This is a genomic window from Onishia niordana, from assembly GCF_004798965.1.
In the GTDB taxonomy this organism is placed as follows: Bacteria; Pseudomonadota; Gammaproteobacteria; order Pseudomonadales; family Halomonadaceae; genus Onishia; species Onishia niordana.
Window position 1 is genome coordinate 286,868 of the sequence record NZ_SDSD01000003.1, and the last position, 26,410, is coordinate 313,277.

Genomic DNA, 26,410 nt, shown 5'->3' on the forward strand with positions numbered 1-26,410 from the left:
GTCATGGGGTGGGATGCTGGGCTATACTAATTTATGACTACCCTTCCATTTGGGAGGAAGCTTGCCACCACTTTCTTTCAACCGCCATCCGTGAGGATCGCCCCATGAGCAAGCATGACTGGGAGGCCTGCCTCCGCGATTACCGCACCGGCCAGCTCTCTGTTCGCCACCTCGCCGCCAAGCACGGCATTCCCGAGTCGACCGTCCGAAGCAAGGCTAAGGCCGAAGGCTGGCAGCGCGACCTCACCGAGTCCGTGCGAGAGGCGACGCGGATCAAGCTCAGCCGCAGCTCCTCGCGCAGTGAAATCGCGCAGGGGGACGATGACGACGTCATTGAGGAAGCCAGCGATACGGCGGTCTCGACCCTGCTCGAGCACCGCCATGCCATCGCCCGGTGGCGGGGCATCTCCGAACGGCTCGCCGATACCCTCGTGGTGATGCCCATCACGGAGGACAACTACGACCGGTTTGGGCGCTGCCTAAACAGCGGCCTCGAGGCCCTGGCCAAGGCCATCCGGCTGGAGCGGCAAGCCTATAACCTGAATGACACCCCCACAGAACAGCTCAAGAGCTTCGCCGAGTTGATGGCAGAGGTCGCCCCAGATTACCCGTAGAAGAAGCGTTCTGTTTAGCGCGAGGTGGGCGGGTTTACTTAATCTGGTGGTCAACATGTTAAGAAACACGCTATTTGACCAATAGAAGCAGAGCTCTATGTTCAAATCACCGTTATCGGTATTTCGATAACGGTGAAAAATCAATTGGTTATTGTCTATTCGCGATGAGAAAGCAGCTTGGGTAGGTAATCGAGAGCGCTTGGGTCTTTGGTCGCAAAGTAGTCGCGCGCTCGCTTTGGCAGCCATGTGTTGTGGAAGTGTTCCCTGAACTCTGCCAAGAGTTCGTTAGGATAAAGGCGCGCATCGACTATGCGGCCATCTAGATAGCGATGCTTGTAAGTGGGGAAGTTTTTTGGCTCAATACCCTTTTCGTCCCTGAGCCATTTTGAAAACATCCTCCCAGTAGAAATGTCCGGTACTAAGTGTTCCGGTAGTGTGTACCCTTCCTCCTCCATGGGCGCAATAAGAGCAAACGTGATTTCATTTAGTATGGAAAAATGCGTCGAAGGAATTTCCGATCTATTTGCCATGTACCTACGAATGTGGACGGGTAGTTCTTCTCTCGGGCTGGTCGCTCCACCGGACATCCAATCATACACCCACTTCGTCACCTTCACCGAAAACTTCGGAGAAAGCCACTGGGCAAGATGGATTGCAACTTGCGGATGAACCCAAGTGCCTTGGAGTCGCCCTCCTTTGACGGCCTGTACAAGGATTTTTTCAGGGATGTTGGTTTCTTGAGAAAGCTCCCGCAAAAACTCTCGAGTTCCTACTTTCTCATAGTAGTGTCAAAATAGCTTGTCGGCAGCCTGGCACATTGCTGTTGCGTTAATGTAGCCATCAGACGCCCTTTGATGAATAAGGTTGCCTTCCATCCGGTGTGGAATCATCGGAAGTCCAATCTGTTCAAAACTTTGTTGCATTGAGTTCCCCTCTGCAGCAGACAGTTTGCTAATTCACACTATTAGCATAATAGAGGAAAGTGCAACACGTTGAGGAGATGAGAATTAGTTGCATAACTATCAAGACTGGCTCTGCTTTTTTGCCGCGGTCCTAACCGCCAGAGGTATTCGAAGAATGAGTCTCCCTTGCCCCTCACTCCGCTGCGCTGTGTATGATGGTGGCCATCAGTTTTCACCAGATTCAGTACAGGCGGAGAAACACCTTGAACACGGACAGTCACTCTCAGACGGCGGCCTTCATCTGGTCCGTCGCGGACCTGCTGCGCGGCGATTTCAAGCAGTCCCAGTATGGGCGGGTGATCCTGCCGTTCACCCTGCTGCGGCGCCTGGAATGCGTGCTGGCGCCGACCAAGGCGGCGGTGCTGGCCGGGGCCCAGGAACATCAGCAAAAGCCCGAGACGGTGCGCGAGAAGCTGTTGCTGCGGGCGGCCGAGCAGGATTTCTTTAACGCCTCGCCGCTGACGCTCGGCACCCTGTCGGATACCCAGACCGCCGACGACCTGATGAGCTACGTGCAGGCGTTCAGCCAGGACGCCCGCGAGATCTTCGATCACTTCCACTTCGAGGATTTCGTCCAGCAGCTGGCCGCCAATGACTTGCTCTATCAGGTGGTGCAGCGGGTCGCCAGCATCGACCTGAGCCCGGGCACGATCAGCAACTACGGCATGGGGGTGATCTTCGAGGAGCTGATCCGCAAGTTCGCCGAGAGCTCCAACGAGACCGCCGGGGAGCACTTCACGCCCCGCGACATCGTGCACCTGACCACCTCGCTGGTGCTGACCGGCCAGGACGAGACCCTGCGCCCGCACCGCATCGCCACCGTCTACGACCCCACGGCGGGCACCGGCGGTTTCCTCTCCGAGAGCGACGAGTACATCCAGCAGGTCAGCGACCGGGTCACCGTGTCGCTGCATGGCCAGGAGCTGAACCCCGAGTCCTACGCCATCTGCAAGGCCGACATGCTGATCAAGGGCCAGGACGTGGCCCAGATCAAGCTCGGCAACACCCTCTCCGACGACCAGCTGCCCGCCGAGCGCTTCGACTTCATGCTCGCCAACCCGCCGTTTGGGGTCGAGTGGAAGAAGGTCCAGAAGCAGGTCACCGATGAGCACAAGCAGAAGGGGTATGACGGCCGCTTCGGCCCCGGCCTGCCACGCGTCTCCGACGGCTCGCTGCTGTTCCTGATGCACCTGGTCAGCAAGATGCGCAGCCCTAAAGACGGCGGCTCACGGATCGGTATCATCCTCAACGGCTCGCCGCTGTTCACCGGCGGGGCCGGCAGCGGGGAGTCCGAGATCCGCCGCTACCTGCTGCAGCACGACCTGGTCGAAGCGATCGTCGCCCTGCCCACGGACATGTTCTACAACACCGGCATCGCCACCTACGTGTGGGTGCTCTCCAACCATAAGCCGGCCGAGCGACGCGGTAAGGTGCAGCTGATCAACGCCACCGAGCGCTACACCAAGATGCGCAAGTCGCTGGGCAGCAAACGCCAGTACGTGACCGATCGCGACATCGACGAGATCGTGCGCGGCTATGGCGCCTTCCAGGAGACCGAGGAGAGCAAGATCTTCCCGGTCGAGGCCTTCGGCTACCGGCGCATCACCGTCGAGCGCCCGCTGCGCCTCAACTTCCAGGCGAGCCCCGAGCGGCTGGCCAAGCTCGATGACGAGAAGGCTCTCCAGAAGGTCTCAGAGGCCGACAGGGAAGCGATCAGGGGCGCCTGCGCCACCCTGGATGCCGAGCGCTGCTACACCAACCGGGACGCCTTCACCAAGGACCTGAAGGCCGCGTTGAAGCCTACCGGCCTCATGATCGGTGCCCCGGTCCTCAAGGCCATCCTCAGCGCCCTCTCCGAGCGCGATCCCGAGGCCGACGGCTGCACCGACAAGAAGGGCAACCCCGAGCCCGACAGCGGCCTGCGCGATAACGAAAACGTGCCGCTGGACGAGTCGGTGTTCGACTACTTTGCGCGCGAGGTGAAGCCCCATGTGCCCGACGCCTGGATCGACGAGAACAAGCGCGACGAACTGGACGGCCGCATCGGCATCGTCGGCTTCGAGATCCCCTTCAATCGGCACTTCTACAAATTCGAGCCGCCGCGTCCGCTCGAGGCCATCGACGCCGATCTGACGGCTAGCACCGACCGGATCAAGCAGATGATTGAGGAGCTGTCGGCATGAGCTTTCCGCAATACCCTGAGTACAAGGACTCCGGCGTCGAGTGGCTGGGTGACGTCCCTTCAGATTGGCGACTATCCAAGCTTGGGTACTTTTTTTCGGAGCCGCCATGCTATGGGGTTCTGGTGCCAGACTTTATGCCAAACGGTGTGCCAATGTTGCGCATCACTGACATGGAGCACGAAAACATCGACAAGACAGGTCTTACAACGATAAGCCCTGATCTTTCATCTCAATACGCTCGCACTATAGTTAGAAAAGGTGATGTTGTTTTATCACTGGTAGGAACCATCGGAAAAGCATTCGAGGTCACGTCTCAGCTGGCTGGAGTAAACCTTTCTCGTGCAGTGGCTCGCCTTCAGATAAAAAGCGACACCCTTCCTCGCTATTTATGTTGGATTTTTCAATCTGATGCCTTCAAACACTTCACAGACCTTGTTTGTAAAGGCACTGCTCAGCGCGTGCTCAACATTTCTGATTTGACGGCATTTCGGTTCACTTTCCCACCCTATGCTGACCAAATTGCTATTAGCCACTTCCTCGACCACGAAACCTCCCGCATCGACGCGCTGGTGGAGGAGCAGCAGCGCCTGATCGCGTTGCTCAAGGAGAAGCGCCAGGCCGTGATCTCCCATGCCGTGACCAAGGGCCTCGACCCCGACGTGCCGATGAAGGACTCCGGCGTCGAGTGGCTGGGCGAGGTGCCGGCGCATTGGGAGGTCATGCCACTAGGCCTCTTAGCCCACAAAATCCAGACAGGCCCGTTTGGTAGCCAACTCCATTCCCATGAGTACGTTGAAGGGCAGGTGCCCGTAGTAAACCCGTCCAACATTAAAGGTGGGCGGATAGTTCGTGATAATGAATCTACCGTTCCGGCTGAGACCGCGGAGCGTCTAGCACATCAGAAACTTGAAGCCGGCGAGCTAGTCTTTGGCCGTCGAGGAGAGATGGGCCGCTGCGCCACTGTGACGGAAGCTGAAGGTGGCTGGTTATGTGGAACCGGTTCAATGAAAGTGGCGTTATCCAGCAGGATGAACCCAGAGTTCGTGGCCTTGCACATTAGAACACCGGTCGTTCGTGAATTACTTCAGCTAGAGTCTGTTGGCTCAACTATGGACAACTTGAACCCCGAGATCCTAGCTCGGACAAGAGTTCCCGTCCCTCCCATTCATCAGCAAAACACTATCGTTAGTGCTATTGAAGAGACCTGCGCTAGCCTTGATGCACTTCTAAGAGAAGCCGGCGAAGGTGTCTCATTACTTAAAGAACGCCGCTCCGCCCTGATCTCCGCTGCCGTCACTGGCAAGATCGACGTGCGGGGCTGGGCGCCGCCGTCCGACGTGGCGCCAGCCCACCAGGACGCCCGCATGGAGGCGGTATGAGCCAGGGACGCAGCATCCGACTCTTTCTGGTGGACGGCACGCCCAACGGCCTGCTGACCGCCGAGATCATGAACTGGACCGGGCATGTGCTCACGGGGCCGCGCAGCAAGCTCAGCGAGCTGGTGCAGCGCCCGGAGTGCGGCCGCACCGGGATCTACTTCCTGGTCGGGCCGGACCCCGAGAACAGCCTGCGCCCGCTGGTCTACATCGGCGAGAGCGACGACGTGGCCACGCGCCTGAAACAGCACAACCGCCCCGAGGAGAAGGGCGGCAAGGACTTCTGGGAGAAGGTCTGCCTGGTCACCAGCAAGGACCAGAACCTGACCAAGGCCCACGTGAAGTACCTCGAGAGCCTGCTAATCCAGAACGCCGGCGAGGTCGGCCGCTGCAAGCTGATCAACGGCACCGCCCACGAGTACATCGGTCTGCCCGAGTCGGATCGCGCCGACATGGCCTTCTTCATGGATCAGGTGCGCACCGTGCTGCCGGTGCTGGGGCTCGACTTCCTGCGCGATCGGCCAATGCCTTCCAGCGCCGCCTCCGAACCCGCCGAGCCCGAGCGCCAGCCGTCGCCGCGCTTCGTGGCCGAGGTGCCCCGCTTCGGCATCAAGGCTCTGGGCCAGGAGATCGACGGCGAGTTCTACGTACTGAAGGACTCCCTGGCCAGGGGCAGCTGGACGGGAAAAGATGGCGGCTACCAGGGCCTCTATCAGCAACTGTGCGATGACGGCGTGTTGGTAGAGGCCGAACAGGGCTTGAGGCGTTTCGCCACCGACTACGCCTTCTCGAGCCCCAGTGCCGCTGCAGCCGTCGTCTCCGGCCGCAGTGCCAACGGCCGCGAGCACTGGAAGGTCGAGGGCAACGGCCAGACCTACGCCGCCTGGCAGGATCAGCAGGTCAGTGCCGTGACCGCGACAACGGAATAGGACACAAACGGAATACGACATGGACGTTGACGACATCAAGGCACTACTCGATGGGGTGCGCCGTTTCCAGCCGGCCCCTCGCGAGCGCACGCTTTTCGACATTGGCGGGCGCGGCTATTTTGAAAACCCTACTTCGGACCTGCTTGCGTTCTTCCTGGACCCTGACGCCGAGCATGGGTTTGCGGATGAGGTGCTGGCAGCCGTCCTGGATTGCCTGCCCGAGTCCGCTCAGCCGCCCGAAGAGGCCCGTTATCTCGCCCAGTCGCCGCGCCGCGAATGGGGGACCTCTCATCAGAAGCGTTTGGATCTGGTGCTGGAATCTGATCAATGGGTGCTGGGGCTGGAGAACAAGATACATCACACCCTGGCCAATGACTTCGATCATTACGCCAGCGAACTGGCGGCCCGAATGGCGTCAAATGAGGGAAAACGCTTAATACGGGTTCTGCTATCGCCCGACGGCAATACCCCCGACTCCGGCTGGATTGGCATCACCTATGCTCAACTTCTCAAGCAACTGAACGATAGAGTGGGCCAGCTATTTGCCAGCCAGCCAATGAATAAGTGGCTGATCTTTTTACGCGAGTTCGTGATCCACCTAGAGACGACCACCATGACGACCACTGTCACGGACGATCAGCAAGCATTTGTGCTGGAGAATCTCGGCGAGATTCATGAGCTGAACAAGCTGCAAAAGCATGCTCTGGAAGCAACACGAGAACGTCTTCTTGCCCGGCTGTCAGAACTTACCGAGGGTGAGCACCAGCCCTTCCATTCATGGCAGGAAAACTGGCCGGTGGGGCCAGCTTTATCGTTCCGTCACGAAAGCTGGCAGGAGCCGTCGCGAGTCGTGGTCTTCTTGCCATACGACACAACAAAGAACGCGGCCCGCATTCAGGTCTACGTCGATCGCAAAAACGGCAGTTTCGAAGATCTGGCCCATCGTGGGTTCGCGCCAGAGCGCTTCCACAGCACTAGCGCAGATAACTCCACGCTGGTGTTTTTTCGTGATTTCAGCGAGCTCGACTGGCCCAGAATCGAGCATGAAATGGTCATGAACATGAGCGCGTTGATGGAGCTGGAAGCGTCAAGGCAGCCGATCACTCAGTAAAGGAGCCCGCATGGCGGATAGCAGGGAAGCGCAGTTTCAGCAGGACATCATCGACGCCATGGCCGACGGTGGCTGGCGCGTGGGCCAGGCCAGCGGCTATGACCGGGTCAATGCCGTCTACCCAGAGGACCTGGTCGGCTACTTCCAGGAAGCCTACCCGGAGCGTTGGGACAAGTTTGCTAAGGCCCACCCCAAGGACCCCGAGATGGTGCTGATCAAAGCGGTGGTGAGAGAGCTTGAACGTGAGCGCGGCGGCACCCTTGAGGTGCTGCGCCACGGCTTCAAGGTGCCGGGCAACAAGATCGAGCTGTGCAGCTTCCAGCCCGACCACGGCATGAACCCTGATGCTCAGGCCCGCTACCGGGCGAACCGCCTCAGGGTAGTGCCGGAGGTCTCCTACTCGCCTCACGCCCGCGAGAGCGGCTCAGAGGCCGCGCAAAGCTCCGGTCAAAGCTACAACCCTCGCCTGGACCTGGTGCTGTTCGTCAACGGCCTGCCGGTAGCCACCCTGGAGCTGAAGAGCGCCTTCAAGCAGTCGGTCGAGAACGCCAAGCGCCAGTATCGCTATGACCGGCCGGTGAAGGACCCGGTGACTCGCAAGCCCGAGCCGCTGCTGACCTTCAAGCGCGGCGCCCTGGTGCACTTCGCGGTCAGTCAGGACGAGGTGGCGATGACCACCCGGCTGGCCGGCAAGAGCACCTTCTTCCTGCCCTTCAACCAAGGCAGCGAGGAGGGCGGGGCCGGCAACCCGCCGGCGCCGAATGACGCCACCTACCCCACCGCCTACCTGTGGGACCGGGTCTTCCAGCCCGATGCCTGGCTGAAGATCCTAGGCCGCTTCCTGCACCTGGAGCAGGTCACCAAGGAAGGTTTCGACGGCCGCCGCCAGACCAAGGAGACGTTGATCTTCCCCCGCTTCCACCAGTGGGACGTGGTCAACCGGCTGGTGGAGACCACCCGCCATGAAGGGCCGGGGAGCCGATACCTAGTGCAGCACAGCGCCGGCTCAGGCAAGTCCAACTCGATCGCCTGGGCGGCCCACCAGCTGGCGAACCTCTACGACGAGGACGGCCAGAAGCAGTTCAACTCGGTGATCGTGGTCACCGACCGCACGGTGCTCGACAGCCAGCTTCAGGACACCATCTATCAGTTCGAGCATGCCCATGGGGTGGTGTGCCCAATCACCCGCGATGTCGGCAACCAGAGCAAGTCCGAGCAGCTTGCAGAGGCGCTGGCCAGCAACACCCGCATCATCATCGTCACCATCCAGACCTTCCCGGCGTTGTTCGACGCCCTCGACAAGCGCCCCAGGCTTGCCGAGGGCAGCTATGCGGTGATCGCCGACGAAGCGCACTCCTCGCAGACCGGCTCTTCGGCCAGCAAGCTCAAGGCGCTGCTGGCGGCAGCTGGAGAGGCCACGGAAGACGACGAGGAAGTAAGCGCCGAGGCGCTGATGGACGCCGCCGTGAGTGCGCGTAAGCCCAGCGAGAGAATCAGCTACTACGCCTTCACTGCCACCCCCAAGGCCAAGACACTGGAGTTGTTCGGAAGGGTGCCCGATCCCGAGCTGCCACCCAGCAGTGACAACAAGCCCGCCCCCTTCCACCTGTACTCGATGCGTCAGGCTATCGAGGAAGGCTTCATCCTCGACGTACTCGAGCGCTACACCACCTACAGTACAGCCTGGAAGCTCGCTCACCCGGACGGCGATGATCAGGAGGTGGATTCCAAGAAGGCCTCGAAGACCCTGGCCAAGTGGGTACGGCTGCACCCCCACAACATCGGCCAGAAGGTCGAAGTGATCGTCGAGCACTATCGGGCCAACGTGAAACACCTCCTGGACGGCCAGGCCAAGGCCATGGTGGTTACCGCCAGCCGCCAGGAGGCGGTGCGCTATGCGCTGGCCATGCGCCAGTACGTGAAGGAGAAGGGCTACCAGGACGTGCACCCGCTGGTCGCCTTCTCAGGCAGCGTGCTGCCCGATGGTGTGATCGAGGAGGAGGTCACCGAGACCAGCAGCAAGCTCAACCCGGGGCTCAAGGGGCGCGACCTGGCCGAGGCCTTCGACACCGACGACTACAACGTGATGATCGCGGCCAACAAGTACCAGACCGGCTTCGACCAGCCCAAGCTATGCGCCATGTACGTGGACAAGAAGTTGCAGGGAGTGGACTGCGTGCAGACCCTGTCACGGCTCAACCGCATCTACCCGGGCAAGCAGACCTTCATCCTCGATTTATTCAATGACCCCGAGGAGATTCTCGGCGCCTTCGCCCCCTACTACCGCAAGGCCGAGCTGGCCGACGTCTCCGATGCCAACGTGGTCTATGACCTGCAGCAGTCTCTGGATGCCAGCGGAATCTATCACTGGGAGGAGGTCGAGGCCTTCGCCACCGCCTTCTTCGATCCCAGAGCCCCCTCCAGTAAACTGAGCTATTACTGCCAGCCGGCCAAGGAGCGCTTCGCCACGCGCTACAAGGCAATTATCGACCAGATCCAGACATGGCAGGCGGCGAGGAAGCAGGCCGAGCATAATGGCGATCAGACCGGCGTGCATCGCGCCGATCAGGAGCTGAAGGACGCCGGTACCACCCGCGATGAACTCGACCTGTTCCGCAAGAACCTGACGAGCTTTGTACGCACCTATGAGTTCCTGTCCCAGATCGTGCACTTCGACGACCGCGAGCTGGAGCAGCTGTGTGTGTATGCCCGCCACCTCGCCCCGCTGCTACGCATGGAGCGGCTCGAAGAGGACACCATCGACGTCAGCGAGCTCGAGCTGACGCACTACAGGCTGACCAAGCGCGCCGAGCACCAGCTGCGCCTGGAAGAAGAGCAGGGCGACTACGGCCTGCAGCCGATCAGCGAGGTCGGCTCCGGCAAGCCTCACGATCCCGAAAAGAAACGGCTGGACGAGATCATCGACAAGCTGAACGACCTCTACGGGGCCGAGGTCAGCGACGATGACAAGCTGCACTTCGCCAACGGCATCGCCGACCGCATCGAGCGCGATGAGAATGTGATGGCCCAGATCCGGCACCATGATTCGGACCAAGTGATGCACGGGCTCTTCCCCAAGAAGGTCGAACAAGCGGTCATGGATGCCATTACCGACCACGAGAAGCTCTCAATGCCGCTGCTCAGCGATAATGAGACAGGCCGGGAGTTCGCGTTGCTGATCCTCAAGCTGCTGGCGGGGCGGGAGCGGTCTTCGGCTCAGCAGTAGGGGGGGAGGCGATAATCGCTTTGAGGTCGACCTCCCTCGATAATAATCTTCGAATTTATAGATACGTGACCCACGCAGGGAACGCGCAATATGAATAAGTCATCACTTGAACAAAAACTCGAGCTGGCTCGCCATGAGCTACTCGACATGGGACTTCGCGGAAACCCGCTACTGCATGTACCCAGCAACAAGCGCTTCCTCGACATCGTGGACGAGCGATCGATCGAAGTCGCCAACATCCTGGTCGAAGAGAAGAAAGCCATGCGCTTTCTGCCGATTCCAGAGGCCTATGAGAAGGAGGAGCCTGGTTCGGATGATGAGCAGGATGAAGAGCAGGAGCCCCTTCCGCCCTTGGAAGAGTATCTTGAGCAGGAGCAGGGGGAAGAGCGTTTCAGTGACCTTAACCTCCAAACACGCTTGTCGGCTCGCGAACTGGATACGCGGCTGATCAAGCTGGAAAACGAAGCCCATACCCTGCTTCAGGAACAGGGCATCGAGGTGCTGTATCTGGCGCTGGGTTTTCTGGAGTGGTACGAGGATGAAAACGCGAACACGCCGCGCCTCGCGCCGCTGGTGCTGGTTCCCGTGGGGCTCCAGCGAGAGAATGCGCGCGCCGGTTTCACCCTATCGTTTACCGATGCTGACATGGGGGGCAACCTCGCGCTGGCCGCTCGCTTGAAGCAGGATTTTCGCCTGACGCTGCCCGAGTTCAGTGAAGAGACCTCGCTGGTGGACTATTTCGGCCAGGTCCAGCAGATGATTGCCGATCGACCCCGCTGGAAGGTTCATGTCGATCAGATCCGGCTTGGGCTCTTCTCGTTCGGCAAGTTTCAGATGTACACCGACCTGGATCCCGACCACTGGCCGGATTCCCATGACCTGTTGGCACACCCTCAACTCGAGAAACTGTTTGAGGCCGGCTATCGCGAAGATGCCGAGCGCCTTGAGGCATCGTCCAATCATGAGTTGCTCAAGACGCCCGAGTCACTGCACTTGGTCAAGGATGCGGATTCCAGTCAGCTGGAGGCCATCCTCGCGGTGATGGATGGGGCCAGCCTGGTGGTGCAGGGCCCACCGGGGACGGGCAAGTCGCAGACCATCAGCAACCTGATTGGCGAGGCTCTGGCGCGCGGCCAGAAGGTTCTGTTCGTGGCCCAGAAGATGGCCGCCCTGGAGGTCGTTAAGTCACGGCTGGACGAGTGCCACCTGGGTGATGCCGTGCTCGAGTTGCACAGTCACAAGAGCAACAAGAAGGCGGTGCTCGATTCGCTTCGCCAAGTATTCGATAACGGCCGTCCTAAGGTGCCGGACCGGACGCATGAGTATCAGCGCCTCGGCGAGGTGCGTGAAACCCTGGACGCCTATGTGGATGATCTTCGCAAGACCATCCAAGCGTCCCAGACCGACTACGTGACAGCGCTTGGGCGGATGCTTGAGCTGCAACGCGATGAGCGACTTCAGGCCCTGTCGAGGATCGACTTTCAGCGTCTGCGTGACTGGGATCCTCAGGCCCTAGCCCGGGGGCGTCGTGCCATGGATGCCATGGGTGACTATCTGGCCGAGTATGGACCTCCCTCCGGTAACCCTTTTCGCTATTCTCGCCGAGATGCCTTGTCGCCGGGCGAGGAGCAGGAGCTTCGCAAGCTGGTTCAGCGGGCAGCCGACCAGCTGACGACATTGACCGACAATGCCGTCGCTCTGGCCCAGGCCATGCAGTTGCCGATCCCGCAGGATTTCGATGACATCGCCATCCTTCAGCGAGCCGGCAAGCGCGCGCTCAATGCACCGCACCTGGCCGGTGTGAGGGTCAATACCGAGCAATGGCAGGCCCGGCGTGACGAGGTGCATCAGGCCGTCGCTGCCGGCCAGGCTCTGTCGCGGACACGCGAAACCATGCAGCCACGCTTCATCGAGGCGGTGTATGACGCCGACCTGCTGCCGATTCGCACCGGGCTCGCCGGGCGGGCGGACAAGTGGTGGCGCATCTTTTCCGGCGAGTATCGGCGGGCCGCCGCTGCCCTGAAAGGCTATGCTCGCGGTCAGCTGACAGGCACACCAGTGGATTGGCTGGGATGGGTGGATGAGCTGCTGGAAGCTCAGCAGCACCGCAAGACCCTGGAGCGCCTGTCGCCGACCTGCCAGACCCTGTTCGGGGCTCAGTGGCAGGGCGAGGAAAGCGACTGGTCCGTGCTGGCGCAACTCACCGAGTGGATCGTCGATCTCTATGAGGCGATCGGCAAGGGCGAGCTGCCGGCGGGTCTGGCCGCCTTCCTGGATGGCAACCCGGATCTGCGTGAACACACCGGCCAGGTCGAGGCGCTGCAAACACAGTCAGAGTGCGTCCAGGGGTTGCTCCAAGAGCTCTGTCACCAGATTCAGTGGCAGGAAGAAGAGTCACAAGTAGATCTGGGCACCTGGCATCAGCGGCTCGCCGGCTGGCGCGACACCGCTCAGTTGTATGCGGTGGTGCGCTTCAACCAGCTGAGCGAAGACCTTGAGACGGCAGGGCTCGGGCATCTGACAGTGACCCTGGCCAGCTGGCCCCATGCACCGCGCGCACTGAGCGCGTGGCTTGAACTGAGCTATTTCGGCGGCCTGGTGGATCATGCCTACGTCGAGCGTCCGCGCCTGGCACGCTTCGATCGGTTGACCCACGAACGTCTCATTCAGGAGTTCAATCAACTGGATGAGGCCAGTTTCCGGTATGCCCAGGAGTCACTGGTCGAGCGGCTGCATGCCAACCTCCCGTCCAAGCATGCGCCTGGGGAAATGGAGGTTCTGCGTCGGGAGTTCACCAAGAAACGGCGCCATTTGCCGATTCGCAAGTTGCTGCGTGAGGCGGGGACCGTCATACAACAGGCCAAGCCGGTGTTCATGATGAGCCCGATGTCGGTGGCGGGCTATCTCGCTCAAGGGAATCTGGATTTCGACCTGGTGATCTTCGACGAAGCGAGTCAGATCCCGGCCCCTGAGGCATTGGGTGCCATCCTGCGCGGCCGCCAAGTCGTCGTGGTCGGCGATAGCAAGCAGATGCCCCCCACCAACTTCTTCGGCCAGTCGGTGGAGCTCAGCGATGAGGAGGCCGATGAGAGCGCCACGGCCGACGTGGAGAGCATCCTCGGCATGATGAAAGCCCAGGGCATGCCGGAGCGGATGTTGCGCTGGCACTATCGCAGCCGCCACCATTCCTTGATTGCCGTGTCGAACGATCAGTTCTACGACAACCAGCTGCTGATCTTCCCTAGCCCCGGTGTCCATCCTGAGGCCAGAGGGCTGCGTTTCCGCCACCAGCCCGAGACCCACTACGATCGCGGTGGCTCGCGGACCAACGCGGGCGAGGCGCGTGCCGTCGCCGAGGCGGTGATCGAGCACGCCCGGCAATCTCCCCAGCTGTCGCTCGGGGTGGTGGCCTTCAGTACCGCCCAGCGCGAGGCCATTCTGCTGGAGGTGGAGCGCCTGCGCCGTGAGCATGAGGAACTCGAGCACTTTTTCCGTCATCACGACGGTGGCGACGAGTTCTTCATCAAGAACCTTGAAAATGTTCAAGGCGACGAGCGCGATGTCATCTTCATCAGCGTGGGGTATGGGCGGACGTCGGCGGGCCGCTTAGGGCAGAGTTTTGGTCCGATCAACCAGACCGGCGGAGAGCGCCGCCTCAACGTGCTGATCTCCCGCGCACGCTTGGCCATGGACGTCTTCGCCAACTTCCAGGCCGATGAACTGAAAGTCACCGAGTCATCACCGTTCGGGGTTCGTGCTTTGCAGGCCTTTCTGAAGTATGCCGAGACCGGAGAACTGCCGACTCACGAGATGACGGACAGGGAGCCGGATTCGCCTTTCGAGTGGGAAGTGATGCGTGCCATTCAGGACCTGGGCTACGAGGTCCAGCCTCAGGTCGGTAGTCAGGGCTTCTTCATCGATCTGGCGGTGCGCGACCCCGAAGCACCCGGACGCTTCCTGCTGGCCGTGGAGTGTGACGGCGCCAGCTACCACAGCAGTGCTGTCGCGCGTGATCGGGATCGTCTGCGTCAGTCCGTCCTGGAAGGGCTGGGCTGGCGCTTCCACCGCATCTGGAGCACCGAGTGGTTCCGTAATGCCGCTGCCGAGACCGGGCGGCTGAAGGAGGCTCTGGAGGCCGCTAGCCGGCATCAGAAGGACCTGGAAGCTCAAGCCAGAGCGGCGGCCGAGGACATCACGCCGACGCGGGAGAATCACTCTTCTGTTTCGGAGCCTACTGAAGAGGCCGCTGCCAGCGGCATAGCGCGTGAGGCCGAAACGGAATCTTCTTCCGGCATACCCGCTTATACTCCCGTCGATGCCACACGAATTGGCTTATCCGCGGCAGATAGCCAGTTCGATGAAATTCCCGCGAGTCGCTTGCAGAAGGCCATCCAGGCCGTGGTCGAGGGCGAGGGGCCGATCCATAGGAAAATGCTGCTGGTCAGACTGACCGAGGCTACCGGGTTGCAGCGTGCTGGAGCGCGCATCCAGCGTCGTGTGGAGGCCGAGTGCCGGTCGCTGATCCAGAAGGGCCAGCTACAGCAGGATGAGGACATTCTGGACGTGACAGGGCGAGAAACGCGGGCAATTCGCGACTGGAGCTCGTTGCCTGCGGGGCAGCGCAAGTTCGAGCTGGTGCCGGGGGTTGAGCTCGAGAACGCGATTCTGCAGACACTTCGCGATGGCGTATCCGTCGGGCCCGAGGACACCATGAGTGCGGCTATCAACCTTCTGGGGTTCAAACGCCTGACCGGGCCGATTCGCCAGCGCCTCGAGGCTCTCATCGGCACTCTGATGGACGAGGAGAAGGTACAGGAGCGGAACGGGCGGCTGCAATTGGGCCAAATCACAGCGACTAGCAGCTGAGCATGGCTGCTTGTGAGTGGTGAATCAGTATTAGCCTAGTGCAGCGTTTTGGTCGTGTAGTCCGCTGGCACAGGGGTAGCTTAGGAAAGTTGCTCTACTTTCCTTTGTTCGTTTCAATCTCGAAGGGATGCCCATGGCTGATCGGCAAGAATCGCAACGTGAACTGTCATTCTCACCTACTGACACGCTGGCGGGACTGGGCGGAGCCAAGCGCGAGTTGCTCGCCACATGTTTGGCGTTGTTCGACGATAGCCGATGGCAGAGCCGTTTAGAAAGACTCCACGAGGAAACAACTGACCGGGCGGAGGCATTAGGCAAGCAGCTTGGCCGACGGTTCGAAGAGTGGCGCGGTAACCGTAATGAGGAGGCTATACCACAGTTGACCGCGCCTGAAGCCGAGGCTGGGGCCAGGGAGCTTAGCGAACGTCAGTGTTACTGGCTTGAATCCGACTACAGCGATGATCTTCTCAGACTGCTGCTTTGGGCGCGGCTGAGGAGTGCCCTTGGCCTGCCTGCGCGTCTGACGACCACCTTTCGGGGGTGCGGCTTCCTGGCGGACGACATGGCAGCGCGGCTGATCCATGTGATCGATCCCCCAAGCATGATTAATTCCGGTCGCCGCTGGCTCCATCAGCGAGGCTGGCTGGAGAAGGGGCAACATGCTTCTTCGCTGGATGACGTCGTGCTGCCGGTGTTGGATGAGTTGCTCGAACAGACCCTCAATAACGAGGAGGCACCACCAAGCTCAGAACAACGCCAGGAGATACTGAGAAATGCCGTGGCCTCGCTCGATACGCTGGATGAGAAGAGCCATCAGCAACTGTTGAGCGAGACCCAGGCTAATCGTTACAACGATGCTGCTCTGCGCAACGCGCTGCTTCTGGGCGGTAGTCTCGGCACCCTTGGTGCCGGCGTCAGTGCCGCAGGATTTTCCGCCTACATCCTGGCCGCACAAGCATCCGCCTTCCTCCCTTTGATTAGTGGGTCCGGCCTGGTTTCCTTTATTTCGGTCTTGTCCAATCCGATCACCGTTCTGGGAGTCGCAGGTGGTGGTGGTTGGTGGATTATCAACTCCGCTCGCGACAAGGTAAGGGTGGCGGTCGCGGCGAGAGTGATGGCTTTACTCGCGCTACAGGGTAAGTTGCACGGCAGCTCCGGTCTCGATTACGCCAGGCTTAGCTTCTCTCATGCGCCGAGTTTGCCTAGCAGGGAAGGCATCAGTGAAACCGAGCTTCGGCGCTATCGTGAAGAGTGGCAGCGTGTCGCAGATCTCCCTAGCCGCTCAGCTCCCTTGCCTCCCGACAACATTCTCAAGGCCATGGCGCAGCACATGACCTCGCCGACTGACGATGGCCTAGCGTTTGCAAATCGGCTCACCGGGGAATCGGCTCAATCCGGCGAGCGCCAGGCAGCCGCCGCCATGGCTACGCTTACCGTGGGTGATGTGCTTTACTCTGTCGCCGCGGTCGATCCGACCGTTGTCGCTTCTGCAGACTTTGTCCGTAATGCTGACATCGACAACGCATTCAGCTTCGCCGAAATGGCATCGCAGCTTCTCTCCGGCAGTGACAGGGAAGTACTGGGTGGCGTCAGCCAGCTGAAGGGGTATGTAGCAGAGCAGGCTGTTGCTGCCCAGCTCGTGGCAGCAGGTCATACGGTCAGCCTTCCCCAGGCTGCCAATCAGCCTGGCTGGGATCTTCTCGTGGACGGGCAACCGTTTCAGGTCAAGTTTCATGCCAATCTGGATGGCTTGAGTGAGCACTTTGAGCGCTACGACTATCCAGTCATTGCCAATGCCGAGCTGGCAAGCCAGATACCAGATGAATGGGCAGATAGCGTCTTCTTTGTCGAGGGGGTGAGTAACGAGCTAGTAGATCAGGTCACTCGTAACTCCCTAAATGCTGGGGTGGAGCTGCTTAATCCCAGTGTGATCAGCTTTGCCGGTACGACCAGCGCAGCACGTGGCCTGATTGCCTATCGTCGTGGTCACCTGACCGGGAAACAGGCCGTAGAGCAGGTCCTGCTGGATGGCATGGTGCGCACAGGTCTGGCGGCTAGTGGTGGCGTGGCAGGAGCTGGCATCGGGCTTCTGGTGTTTGGCCCTGCCGGAGCCTTGGTGTTGGGAGCGGGCTCGCCGGTACTGGCACAGATGATGACCACTAAGTTAACCGGTCAGCTTCGTCAGAGAGTTAAAGGAAAGAAGCACCTTGAGTGGGAGTCGAGGGCTCACGGGGAGCTGGAGGCCCTTCAAAGGCGAGTGCGGGATTCCCTGGCACACAAGCAGGCCCAGCTAGAGGAAAAGTTTGATCTGCTTCCCGATAATCAGGTGGGGGATTACCTGCGTTGGCGACTGCAAGACGAACATGACTTCGTCCTCGAGTGCCACAAGCGATTATGTCTTCTCGATGCGCTAGCCCGGCCAAATCCGGAGCAGCGACTAGCTGACACCTTGCGGGTGATGGCAATGTGCGGTGTACATCCAGCGATCTATCAGACAGAGCTAGGCGGCGTGAACGAGAGGCTTCAGTTGCGACCCGGCTTGATCGAGCTACTCGATAAGCAACGTCTGGGAGACGTTGCCTCCCAAGGTCGCGGATTCGTCGAGGGGGCGTGGCAGTCCGCAAGTGAAAAGGCCGAGAAGTATCAATGGAAGGAAAAGGCGGTCGCTCTAAAACGTCGCTGGACAAAGGGAGGGGGAGGGCCTCAATGACAATCCACCCTAGCTTTACTTGGCGGTTTCCTAGTTGCTTCTATCTCACGGAGCCTAACAGTCGACTTATCGACGCATGGAACCTATTTGGAACCTAAGTGCCCAAGAACGAAAAAACGGCCACCGCTCTGATGAGCTAAGTGGCCGTTTTTACTTATGTTTTCTGGTCGGAGCGACTGGATTCGAACCAGCGACCTCTGCAACCCCATTGCAGCGCGCTACCAAGCTGCGCCACGCTCCGACTCTAGTTCTCTACAGTGCCTTGCGGCCCCTGTTGCTTGAGAACGAGGCGTATACTAGCTCGTGATTTTAAAAATGGGAAGCCCCTTAAGCGCTTTTTTTTCAAAAGCTTGGCTGGGTGATGGCGTCATACCTAGACGAAAGGGGTAAACTGCCGTCAGCTATGTTGGGAGGAAAGCAGGCATGTCGTTGATCGTGGGATTTATCATCTTGCTGGGGTGCCAGTTCTTGGGTGAGCTGGTGGTGCGAGGTCTCAGTATTCCTGTTCCCGGACCCGTGATGGGAATGGTGATCTTGTTGGTGGCCTTGCTGGTCAATGGACGAGTGCCGCAAGGGCTGCGTAAGACAGGAGAGGGGCTGCTGAACTACCTTACACTGCTGTTTGTGCCGGCCGGTGTCGGCATGATGGTTCACTTCGAGCTCATTCGAGCCGATTTTTGGACGATCATTGTCACCTTGGTCGTATCGACTGCAGTCACCTTGGCGGTAACGGCCAAGGTCATGGAGCGGGTGAACCAACGCGCTACGGTGGAGAGGGCGGAATGAACGTCGTGGCACTGGACCAATTATGGGTCTATCTCGCAGGCAATCCATTACTCTCGCTGCTGGTGACGCTGATTGCCTTCTATCTGGCGACTCGGGTCAATATCTTGTTGGGGCGCACGCCTCTACTGCACCCGGTGGTGATCTCTATTGTGTTGCTGATCAGCTTTTTGCTGCTCACAGGCATCGATTACCGCACCTACTTTGAAGGTGCCCAGTTCATACACTTTCTGCTCGGCCCGGCGACAGTGGCGTTGGCGATACCACTCTATGATCACCGGATTCGCGTGCAGCGCATGATATGGCCGGTCATGATCGGTTGTATCACCGGCATTGTCACCGCTGTTGGTTCGACCCTTGGCATTGCCCTATTGATGGGAGCGAACAGGGAAACCCTGCTGACCCTTGCGCCCAAGTCCGTGACATCACCGATTGCGATGGGTATCGCCGAACAATTGGGTGGCATTCCATCACTGGCGGCTGGCTTGGTACTGCTGACAGGGTCAATCGGCTGTGCCTTGGGGCCCTGGGTCTTCAGGCTGCTAAAAATCAAGGACCCGACCGTTCAGGGCTTTACGTTGGGGCTTGCGGCGCATGGTTTTGGCACGGCGCAAAGTTTTAGCTCTATTGGGGCATTAGCTGGTGCGTTTGCGGGGCTTGCCATGGGCCTGGCGGGGCTGGTGACAGCCTTCCTGCTACCGTTGATCGTGGCACTTTTAGGTATTTGATATGGCTAGGTATTTGATACGGCCATATAAATGCATGGCATGTCGGGTGGCTTGGAGGAAGTTCTCTCCTTGAGCCACCCAACTGCTTGTTATTACGCGCCGTTTCTTGACTAAATTTCTTCCCACACCCGTTGGCGAAAGTCTACGGCTAGCTCGTTGACCTTATCCATCCGCTGCTTATGAGCATCAATGAACTCTTGCATGATGTCCTGATAGCAGTCGCGCATTACGGTTGGATCCGTGAACGTCTGCTGATCGGATAAGCTCTTTATCATTTGCTGCTGGCTGGTGGCGCAGGCGGTCAGTAGTTCGGCCTCCATCTGCATGGCTTCATAAAGTGTTTCCATCCACGCGACCTGCATCCGGGTAAATGGGCTGGCTGATCCCATCCAATGATTTAGCCACCAGTTGATGATCGGCTCACTGGCTTCCAGAGCCGCTGATGGCAGCTCAGTGGCATTCTTGGGTCTAGTTGCCATCACTCCTCCTGTTACCTCCGTCAGTATGTTGCCCCTCGTTTGGGGACATATTTCGCCTTTGTCGTCCAATCTTAAGTATAGATGAGCCTGTCGCAATGCCGTGCAGAAATGGTTTTCTTCACCCATTCTCTGATGGGCGTCGGCTTTTTTTGCGACAGGCGATGGATGTTAAGCGCAGCAGGAGGCAGCGATGTGGCAGGTACTCAAGTCGGTGTTAGCGGCTTTCTTTGGGGTGCAGAAGGATCAGCAGCGCAAGAAGGATTTTGAAGAGGGTAGGCCGACGGCCTTCATCATCGTCGGCTTGCTGATGGCGCTGGTATTGGTGGTGGGCATTTTTCTGCTGGCAACGACAGCGGCCGAGTAGGGGCAGTTGACTCGCTCAGCGAGGCCGCTAGATAAAGCACTCCCTAATGTGAGCGTTGATAACTGCGTTTAGTCGTTGTGCCTAGTCAGATCATGATGTCTCGTCATCTTTCCTACACTAGATGAGGCCTTTAAGGGTAAAGCCATTAAGGATCGTGGCTGCAGTGAACGTGAGCGGCGCGATTAGCGCGATGATAATGACAAGGAGGGGCCGATGCGCAATTTGGCTGGTGTGGTGGCGGCCATTGGCGGCAGCGTCTGGTTGACCCGTTCGGCCCTGGCCGATGGCTGGAATATGCCGCTTGGTGTGACAGACGTCAGTCGTGATATTCACGGTTTGCACATGACGATCTTCTGGATATGTGTCGTGATCGGCATTGTCGTGTTTGGCGTGATGTTCTATTCCCTCTTCCGCTACCGTCGCTCGAAGGGCGCAAAGTCGGCGCATTTTCATGAGAACACCACCGTTGAAGTGGTCTGGACCGCTATTCCCTTGCTGATTCTGGTTGGCATGGCTCTGCCTGCCACTGCCACCTTAAAAGAAATGTATGACGCTGAAGATGCGGACCTGGATGTGATGGTTACCGGTCAGCAGTGGCGTTGGCATTATGAATATCTTGGTGAAGACGTCAGCTTTATCTCCAATATGTCCACCCCGCGCGATCAGATTGACGGTGCAGCCGCCAAGGGTGAGAACTACCTGCTTGAAGTCGATCAGCCATTGGTACTGCCAGTCGATCGCAAGGTGCGCTTCCTGTTGACCTCCGATGATGTCGTGCATTCCTGGTGGGTGCCTGACCTTGCCGTCAAGCAGGACGCTATCCCGGGTTTCGTCAACGAGAACTGGGTGCGGATCGAAGAGCCCGGGACTTATCGAGGTCAGTGCACAGAGCTTTGTGGCCGTAACCACGGCTTCATGCCGGTGGTTGTCGAGGCCGTACCCCCTGAAGAATTCGATACCTGGCTCGCGGAGCGCAAGCAGGCAGCTGCGCGTGAAGCCAGTGGCGTCGATCGTGAGTGGGGCATGGATGAGTTGATGACACGGGGTCAAAAAGTCTATGAATCCGTGTGTGCGTCTTGCCATCAGGTGGATGGTTCAGGCAATCCGCCGGTTTTCCCCGCTCTTGCCAACAATCCAGCCTTGATGGAGGAGCGCGATCGTCATATTGCCACCGTCATCAATGGCGTGTCGGGTGCTCCCATGCCGGCCTTCAGCAGCACGCTCAGTCCGGTGGAGATTGCAGCGGTTGTGACCTATGAGCGCAATGCCTGGGGCAATGAAACCGGCGATATTGTGCAGCCGTCGGAGATTCAATCGCAGCTCGAGTAGCGAAGCCTGAGGGCTCTCGTTTCGCGACATGCGTGTCGCGATCACCCGGATAACAGGAGATGTTCGATGGCGCCCAAGCTACCTCCACAGCAGCCGCTTCAGACCCCCGCCGAGCAGGGCAATGATGGTGCTGCAACCGCTGGTCATGTTAATGAAGGCTACCACCACGGCCCTAGCGGCCTGATGCGCTGGCTTTTGACCACGAATCATAAAGAGATCGGTACGCTGTATTTGATCTTCTCGCTCAGCATGTTCTTCATTGGCGGGATTTTCGCATTGGTCGTGCGCGCCGAGCTTTTCCAGCCTGGACTGCAACTCGTTCAGCCTGAGTTCTTCAATCAGATGACCACCATGCACGGGTTGATCATGGTGTTTGGTGCGGTGATGCCGGGATTCGTGGGTCTTGCCAACTGGATGATCCCGCTGCAGGTCGGGGCACCGGATATGGCGTTGCCCAGGCTCAACAATTTTAGCTTCTGGTTGTTACCCGTCGCCTTCACGCTGTTGTTATCAACACTATTAATGCCAGGTGGTGGGCCGAACTTTGGCTGGACCTTCTATGCGCCGCTGTCGACGACCTACGCGCCGCCCTCCACGACCTTCTTTATTCTCTCGCTGCACATAGCCGGTATCAGCTCGATTCTCGGCGCCATCAATATCATCGCCACTATCCTCAATATGCGTGCGCCGGGCATGCGCATGATGGACATGCCGCTGTTTGTCTGGACCTGGCTGATCACGGCCTTCCTGTTGATCGCCGTTATGCCCGTGCTGGCGGGTGTCATCACCATGATGTTGATGGACATCAACTTCGGAACCAGTTTCTTCAATGCGGCGGGTGGCGGCGACCCGGTGATGTTCCAGCATATCTTCTGGTTCTTCGGGCATCCCGAGGTCTACATCATGATCCTGCCGGCATTCGGTATCGTCTCGGCTATCATTCCGACCTTTGCCCGTAAGCGATTGTTCGGTTATGCCTCGATGGTGTATGCCACCTCTTCCATTGCCATCCTGTCATTTCTGGTTTGGGCGCATCACATGTTCGCCGTCGGGCTGCCATTGGTCGCCGAGCTGTTCTTCATGTACACCACCATGCTGATTGCGGTGCCTACCGGGGTGAAGGTTTTCAACTGGATCGCTACGCTGTTCCAGGGCTCGATTTCCTTCGAGACGCCGATGCTGTTCGCGCTGGCCTTTGTGGTGCTGTTCACGATCGGTGGCTTCTCCGGTCTGATGCTGGCCATTGCTCCCGCCGATTTTCAGTATCACGACACCTACTTCGTGGTCGCGCACTTCCATTATGTGCTGGTTCCCGGGGCAGTTTTTGCCATCATGGCGGCTGTCTATTACTGGCTACCCAAGTGGACTGGCCATTACCCCAACGAGCGCCTTGGCCGCTGGCATTTCTGGACCTCGGTAATCGGGGTCAACCTGACCTTCTTTCCCATGCACTTTTCCGGGTTGGCTGGCATGCCGCGCCGCATTCCTGACTACGCGCTGCAGTTTGCCGACTTCAACATGGCCTCGAGTATTGGCGCCTTACTATTCGGCACCTCGCAGCTGCTCTTTGTGCTGATGATCATCAAGTGCGTACGGGGTGGCGAGAAGGCGCCGGCCAAGGCTTGGGAGGGTGCTGAAGATCTTGAGTGGACAGTGCCGAGCCCAGCACCGTTGCATACCTTCGATACGCCGCCTCAGTTCCATCATCGAGAAGGGTAATCCGGCGACTGACAAAGACATTATCGGAGCCACTAGGCGGGCGAGGGGCAAGTTGCCTCGGGTATTGGCGAAGGGAGGGAGCTCATGACAGGAGTACAACGCACGGTAACGCGGACAGTCGTGGTCCTGCTGGCCATGTTCGTCTTCGCCTTTGCCTTGGTGCCCTTATATGACGTCTTTTGTCGCATCACAGGCATCAACGGCAAGGTAGAGAACACCGCCCAGGCGATGGTCCGTGACAGTATCGATGAGTCGCGTGTCATCACCGTGCAGTTCGTTACCCGGGCCGGTGCCGGGCTGCCCTGGAAGCTTGAAGTACTTAATCGCCAAGTACGTGTGCACCCAGGCGCTGCGACAGAAGTGCATTTCGCTTTCACCAACCATGGATCAACAGCAGGCTGGGGCAGAGCGGTACCCAGTGTGTCGCCCTCCGAAGCATCCCTTTATATGCGCAAGATCACTTGCTTCTGTTTTCAGGAGCAACGCCTCGCCGCCGGTGAGCGCCTTGAAGCGCCTCTGGTGTTCCAGCTGACCCGCGACCTGCCGGACGACATCAAGACGGTGACGCTGGTCTATACCCTGTATCCGGTAGACGATAAGCCGTTGGCCACCAAGGCCACATCGGTCGTTCCAGGAGGTGAAACATGAGTGGCAGCTACTACGTTCCGCCGCAGAGCAAATGGCCGGTGCTTGGCTCTTTGGCCGTCGGCGCCCTGATGATAAGTCTCGGCATTCAGTTGGTTCACGGCACGGGACTGCTGTTCATGCTTTTGGGCTTGGTCGCCGTGCTTGTGGTGATGTGGCTGTGGTTTCGTGATGTGGTCCTCGAATCTCGTCAGGGGTTATATGATGCCCAGATGGATCGCTCCTTCCGCTGGGGTATGGGGTGGTTCATTTTCTCTGAGGTAATGTTCTTCGCCGCCTTCTTTGGCGCGCTTTTTTATGTGCGGGTATTTGCTGTGCCTTGGTTGGATGGTGAGGGCGCCAAGGGTGTGGCGGCACTACTCTGGCCTGATTTTACGGCCAGCTGGCCGCTGATGAATCCGCCCGGAGCCGATATTAGTGGTCCTGAGGCTGTGCTCAGTCCATGGCAGCTGCCGCTGGTGAATACCATTTTCCTGGTTGTCTCCAGCGTCACACTGACGATTGCTCATGAAGCCTTAAAGGAAGGATTCAGGGAGACTGCCCGCAACTGGTTAATTGGTACCATTTTTCTGGGGGTGTGCTTCCTGATCGTTCAGGGCATCGAGTACTACGAAGCCTTCCATCACTACGGTATCACCCTGCAGGCGGGCATCTATGGCTCGACCTTCTTCCTACTGACTGGCTTTCACGGCCTTCATGTCACCATTGGGGTCATCACTTTGGGTGTCATGCTGATGCGAGTCATGAAAGGGCATTTCGTCCGTGATGATCACTTTGGTTTCGAAGCGGCGGCGTGGTATTGGCACTTCGTTGATGTGGTGTGGATCGGTCTCTTCATTTTTGTCTATGTATTCTGAGGGGGCGGCCATTGACTCACTCCTTCACTGGCCGCCCAGCTCGCCGAAGTAGAAACCATAGGTCAGCAGGGCGAATAGCACGACAGCCAGGCTGACGCGAAGCTTGAGCGATATCAGCAGGCGCCGTGAGCGCCCCTGATCACGCAGCAGGAACCCGGCTCCGGCCGCCAAGCTTGCGACCATGCATACAAACACCAGAGTGATCAGTGCCTTCAACATGAGGAACTCCGTGAATTTCGACTCTTCCAGTTCAAGCAAGCGCGTGCCGACTGTCAAGGTCGTTCTGCTGTGGTGGAGTTTCTGGAGCTTGCTCGTGGTATTGGGTCTCGCCTTGGGTCAGTGGCAGTGGCAGCGCGCCGCAGAGAAAGAGGCCTATTTGGCAGCCCTTGCTGCAGCTCCGACGTTGGAGTCTCCGCAAGCATCGCCTCCCGATGGGGCGACGTTGATTCTCGAAGGACAATACCAAGTCGATGAGACACGCTATCTGGACAATCGGACTCATGAGGGGCAGCTGGGTGTGGCCGTCTTGACCCCTTTTCAGGGCCACGATGGCCGTCGATGGTTGATTGAGCGCGGTTTTTTGCCCACGGGCGTCAGTCGTGAGGCGCCGACGGTCGATACGCCTGAGGGCACGGTTCGGCTAACCGGACAATGGCAGTCAGATGGAGAGCGGGCGCCTTTGTTTGGCGATAACCAGGAGGGTGTGCGATTGCAGCGTATTCAGCTTGATGCGTGGGAGGCAGCGGGTGGTTTTGCCCAATCGGGGTGGCTTCATCTGGAAGAGGGGCCAGGCATGCTGAGTCCCTGGTGGGAGCCCAGCGTGCTGCCGCCTAGCCGCCACCTTGGGTATGCCGTGCAATGGTGGGGGTTATCGGCCGCTGCTCTGGTAGTGATGTTATTGGGGGGGCGTCGTCTGCGGCGCGCTCGCCTTGCGAATAAGCATGCGCCTACACATGCAGATGCTTCCGCTCAGCAGGAGTCTTAGCCATGACATACGTCAACCGCCAACGCTTGAAACTGCTGTCACTGATCGCCGTTTTTGCCCTGCCGCTGGTGGCAGCCTGGGTAATGGTGGAGTGGCGTGTAGGCATCCCCGATGCGCGTACGGCGCATGGTGAGCTCAAGCCTGAGGTACCAGCCCTTGGTGCCTGGCCTCTTGAGGGGCGTATGCCCGCCTCAGAGAGCGACGACTGGCTGTTGGCATTTGACTGCACGCTTGATTGCGAACAGATGGCCGATCAGTGGTGGCGATTGCATCGTGCGTTGGGTAAGGAGGCGACCCGAGTGCGTAGACTGCGCATTGATGCGCCTACGCATGGCGAGGCGGACTCTCTTCCCGGCGAAACCCGGCTTAACTGGGCTACTGAGCCGGGTTGGAAAGACCCTGGGTATGTCTGGATCGTTAGCCCACAGGGAGAGGCCGTGCTGGGCTATCGGGCGGGCGTTGACCCTTACGATGTGCTCGACGATCTCAAGCAACTGTTGCGCATGAACCCTGAGCCAGCGGTGCAGTTAAACGGCTAATTGGG

20 protein-coding genes, 1 tRNA gene and 1 pseudogene are annotated in these 26,410 nt (G+C 59.1%); 17 read left to right on the top strand and 5 right to left on the bottom strand.

Annotation, left to right across the window (positions count from 1 at the left end; genetic code table 11):
- The first annotated feature begins 104 nt into the window (after positions 1-104).
- Positions 105-614 (top strand): helix-turn-helix domain-containing protein, encoded by a 510-nt coding sequence (locus ETC27_RS07940; RefSeq protein WP_168709041.1) that lies wholly within the window; start codon positions 105-107, stop codon positions 612-614.
- 155 nt (positions 615-769) lie between these two features.
- On the opposite strand, the gene ETC27_RS07945 is transcribed toward ETC27_RS07940, so the two are convergent.
- The gene (locus ETC27_RS07945) at positions 770-1,201 is read right to left on the bottom strand and encodes a BstA C-terminal domain-containing protein (RefSeq protein WP_500690363.1); all 432 of its coding nucleotides are present in this window, start codon (positions 1,199-1,201) and stop codon (positions 770-772) included.
- 6 nt (positions 1,202-1,207) lie between these two features.
- Positions 1,208-1,387 (bottom strand): annotated as a pseudogene (locus tag ETC27_RS18455) (KilA-N domain-containing protein); the annotation flags it as partial.
- 392 nt (positions 1,388-1,779) lie between these two features.
- Between ETC27_RS18455 and ETC27_RS07950 the strand changes: the two are divergent.
- The 7 genes from ETC27_RS07950 (at position 1,780) to ETC27_RS07980 (ending at position 17,977) form a co-directional block, all read left to right on the top strand.
- Positions 1,780-3,759, top strand: coding sequence for a type I restriction-modification system subunit M (locus ETC27_RS07950; protein WP_136254462.1), 1,980 nt, complete (start codon positions 1,780-1,782; stop codon positions 3,757-3,759).
- Complete coding sequence (locus tag ETC27_RS07955) at positions 3,756-5,138, top strand: restriction endonuclease subunit S (RefSeq protein ID WP_136254463.1); 1,383 nt, start codon at positions 3,756-3,758, stop codon at positions 5,136-5,138. The genes ETC27_RS07950 and ETC27_RS07955 overlap by 4 nt, the downstream gene beginning before the upstream one ends.
- On the top strand, positions 5,135-6,064 hold the full coding sequence (locus ETC27_RS07960) for a GIY-YIG nuclease family protein (RefSeq protein WP_136254464.1): 930 nt from the start codon (positions 5,135-5,137) through the stop codon (positions 6,062-6,064). Before ETC27_RS07955 ends, ETC27_RS07960 begins: the two co-directional genes overlap by 4 nt.
- A gap of 19 nt (positions 6,065-6,083) precedes the next feature.
- Positions 6,084-7,175: a PD-(D/E)XK nuclease family protein gene (locus ETC27_RS07965; RefSeq protein ID WP_136254465.1), complete on the top strand. Its 1,092-nt coding sequence runs from the start codon at positions 6,084-6,086 to the stop codon at positions 7,173-7,175.
- 10 nt (positions 7,176-7,185) lie between these two features.
- Positions 7,186-10,401, top strand: coding sequence for a type I restriction endonuclease subunit R (locus ETC27_RS07970; RefSeq protein WP_136254466.1), 3,216 nt, complete (start codon positions 7,186-7,188; stop codon positions 10,399-10,401).
- Positions 10,402-10,491: 90 nt separating this feature from the next.
- Positions 10,492-15,267, top strand: a complete 4,776-nt coding sequence (locus ETC27_RS07975) for a DUF3320 domain-containing protein (RefSeq protein ID WP_136254467.1) — start codon at positions 10,492-10,494, stop codon at positions 15,265-15,267.
- A 217-nt stretch (positions 15,268-15,484) separates the two neighbouring features.
- Positions 15,485-17,977 (top strand): hypothetical protein, encoded by a 2,493-nt coding sequence (locus tag ETC27_RS07980; protein WP_168709042.1) that lies wholly within the window; start codon positions 15,485-15,487, stop codon positions 17,975-17,977.
- A 164-nt stretch (positions 17,978-18,141) separates the two neighbouring features.
- On the opposite strand, the gene ETC27_RS07985 is transcribed toward ETC27_RS07980, so the two are convergent.
- Positions 18,142-18,218: transfer RNA gene (locus tag ETC27_RS07985), tRNA-Pro, on the bottom strand.
- A gap of 182 nt (positions 18,219-18,400) precedes the next feature.
- Here ETC27_RS07985 and ETC27_RS07990 point away from each other — a divergent pair.
- Together ETC27_RS07990 and ETC27_RS07995 are read left to right on the top strand one after the other, a co-directional pair.
- Positions 18,401-18,763, top strand: coding sequence for a CidA/LrgA family protein (locus ETC27_RS07990; RefSeq protein ID WP_136254469.1), 363 nt, complete (start codon positions 18,401-18,403; stop codon positions 18,761-18,763).
- Positions 18,760-19,488: an LrgB family protein gene (locus ETC27_RS07995; protein ID WP_136254470.1), complete on the top strand. Its 729-nt coding sequence runs from the start codon at positions 18,760-18,762 to the stop codon at positions 19,486-19,488. Before ETC27_RS07990 ends, ETC27_RS07995 begins: the two co-directional genes overlap by 4 nt.
- A gap of 110 nt (positions 19,489-19,598) precedes the next feature.
- Here ETC27_RS07995 and ETC27_RS08000 read toward each other — a convergent pair whose 3' ends face one another.
- Entirely contained in the window at positions 19,599-19,967 is a 369-nt protein-coding gene (locus tag ETC27_RS08000) for a hypothetical protein (protein WP_136254471.1), read from the bottom strand.
- 190 nt (positions 19,968-20,157) lie between these two features.
- On the opposite strand from ETC27_RS08000, the gene ETC27_RS08005 reads away from it, so the two are divergent.
- From ETC27_RS08005 to ETC27_RS08025, 5 genes are all read left to right on the top strand, one after another.
- Complete coding sequence (locus ETC27_RS08005) at positions 20,158-20,331, top strand: DUF2970 domain-containing protein (protein ID WP_136254472.1); 174 nt, start codon at positions 20,158-20,160, stop codon at positions 20,329-20,331.
- 213 nt (positions 20,332-20,544) lie between these two features.
- On the top strand, positions 20,545-21,660 hold the full coding sequence (gene coxB / locus ETC27_RS08010; RefSeq protein ID WP_136254473.1) for a cytochrome c oxidase subunit II: 1,116 nt from the start codon (positions 20,545-20,547) through the stop codon (positions 21,658-21,660).
- 183 nt (positions 21,661-21,843) lie between these two features.
- Positions 21,844-23,379 carry a cytochrome c oxidase subunit I gene (gene ctaD / locus ETC27_RS08015; protein WP_439331800.1) on the top strand — a complete coding sequence of 512 codons (1,536 nt, stop codon included), beginning with the start codon at positions 21,844-21,846 and terminating at the stop codon, positions 23,377-23,379.
- Positions 23,380-23,463: 84 nt separating this feature from the next.
- Complete coding sequence (locus ETC27_RS08020; protein ID WP_136254475.1) at positions 23,464-24,027, top strand: cytochrome c oxidase assembly protein; 564 nt, start codon at positions 23,464-23,466, stop codon at positions 24,025-24,027.
- A complete protein-coding gene (locus ETC27_RS08025; protein WP_136254476.1) occupies positions 24,024-24,881 on the top strand; it encodes a cytochrome c oxidase subunit 3 in 858 nt (285 codons plus the stop codon). The genes ETC27_RS08020 and ETC27_RS08025 overlap by 4 nt, the downstream gene beginning before the upstream one ends.
- A 24-nt stretch (positions 24,882-24,905) precedes the next feature.
- Here the strand turns inward: ETC27_RS08025 and ETC27_RS08030 are convergent, their stop codons facing one another.
- Entirely contained in the window at positions 24,906-25,100 is a 195-nt protein-coding gene (locus ETC27_RS08030; protein WP_136254477.1) for a DUF2909 domain-containing protein, read from the bottom strand.
- Positions 25,101-25,110: 10 nt separating this feature from the next.
- On the opposite strand from ETC27_RS08030, the gene ETC27_RS08035 reads away from it, so the two are divergent.
- Both ETC27_RS08035 and ETC27_RS08040 read left to right on the top strand, forming a co-directional pair.
- Positions 25,111-25,866, top strand: coding sequence for an SURF1 family protein (locus ETC27_RS08035; RefSeq protein ID WP_240724852.1), 756 nt, complete (start codon positions 25,111-25,113; stop codon positions 25,864-25,866).
- 2 nt (positions 25,867-25,868) lie between these two features.
- Entirely contained in the window at positions 25,869-26,405 is a 537-nt protein-coding gene (locus ETC27_RS08040) for a redox-active disulfide-containing membrane protein (protein ID WP_136254479.1), read from the top strand.
- The last annotated feature ends 5 nt before the right edge of the window (positions 26,406-26,410 follow it).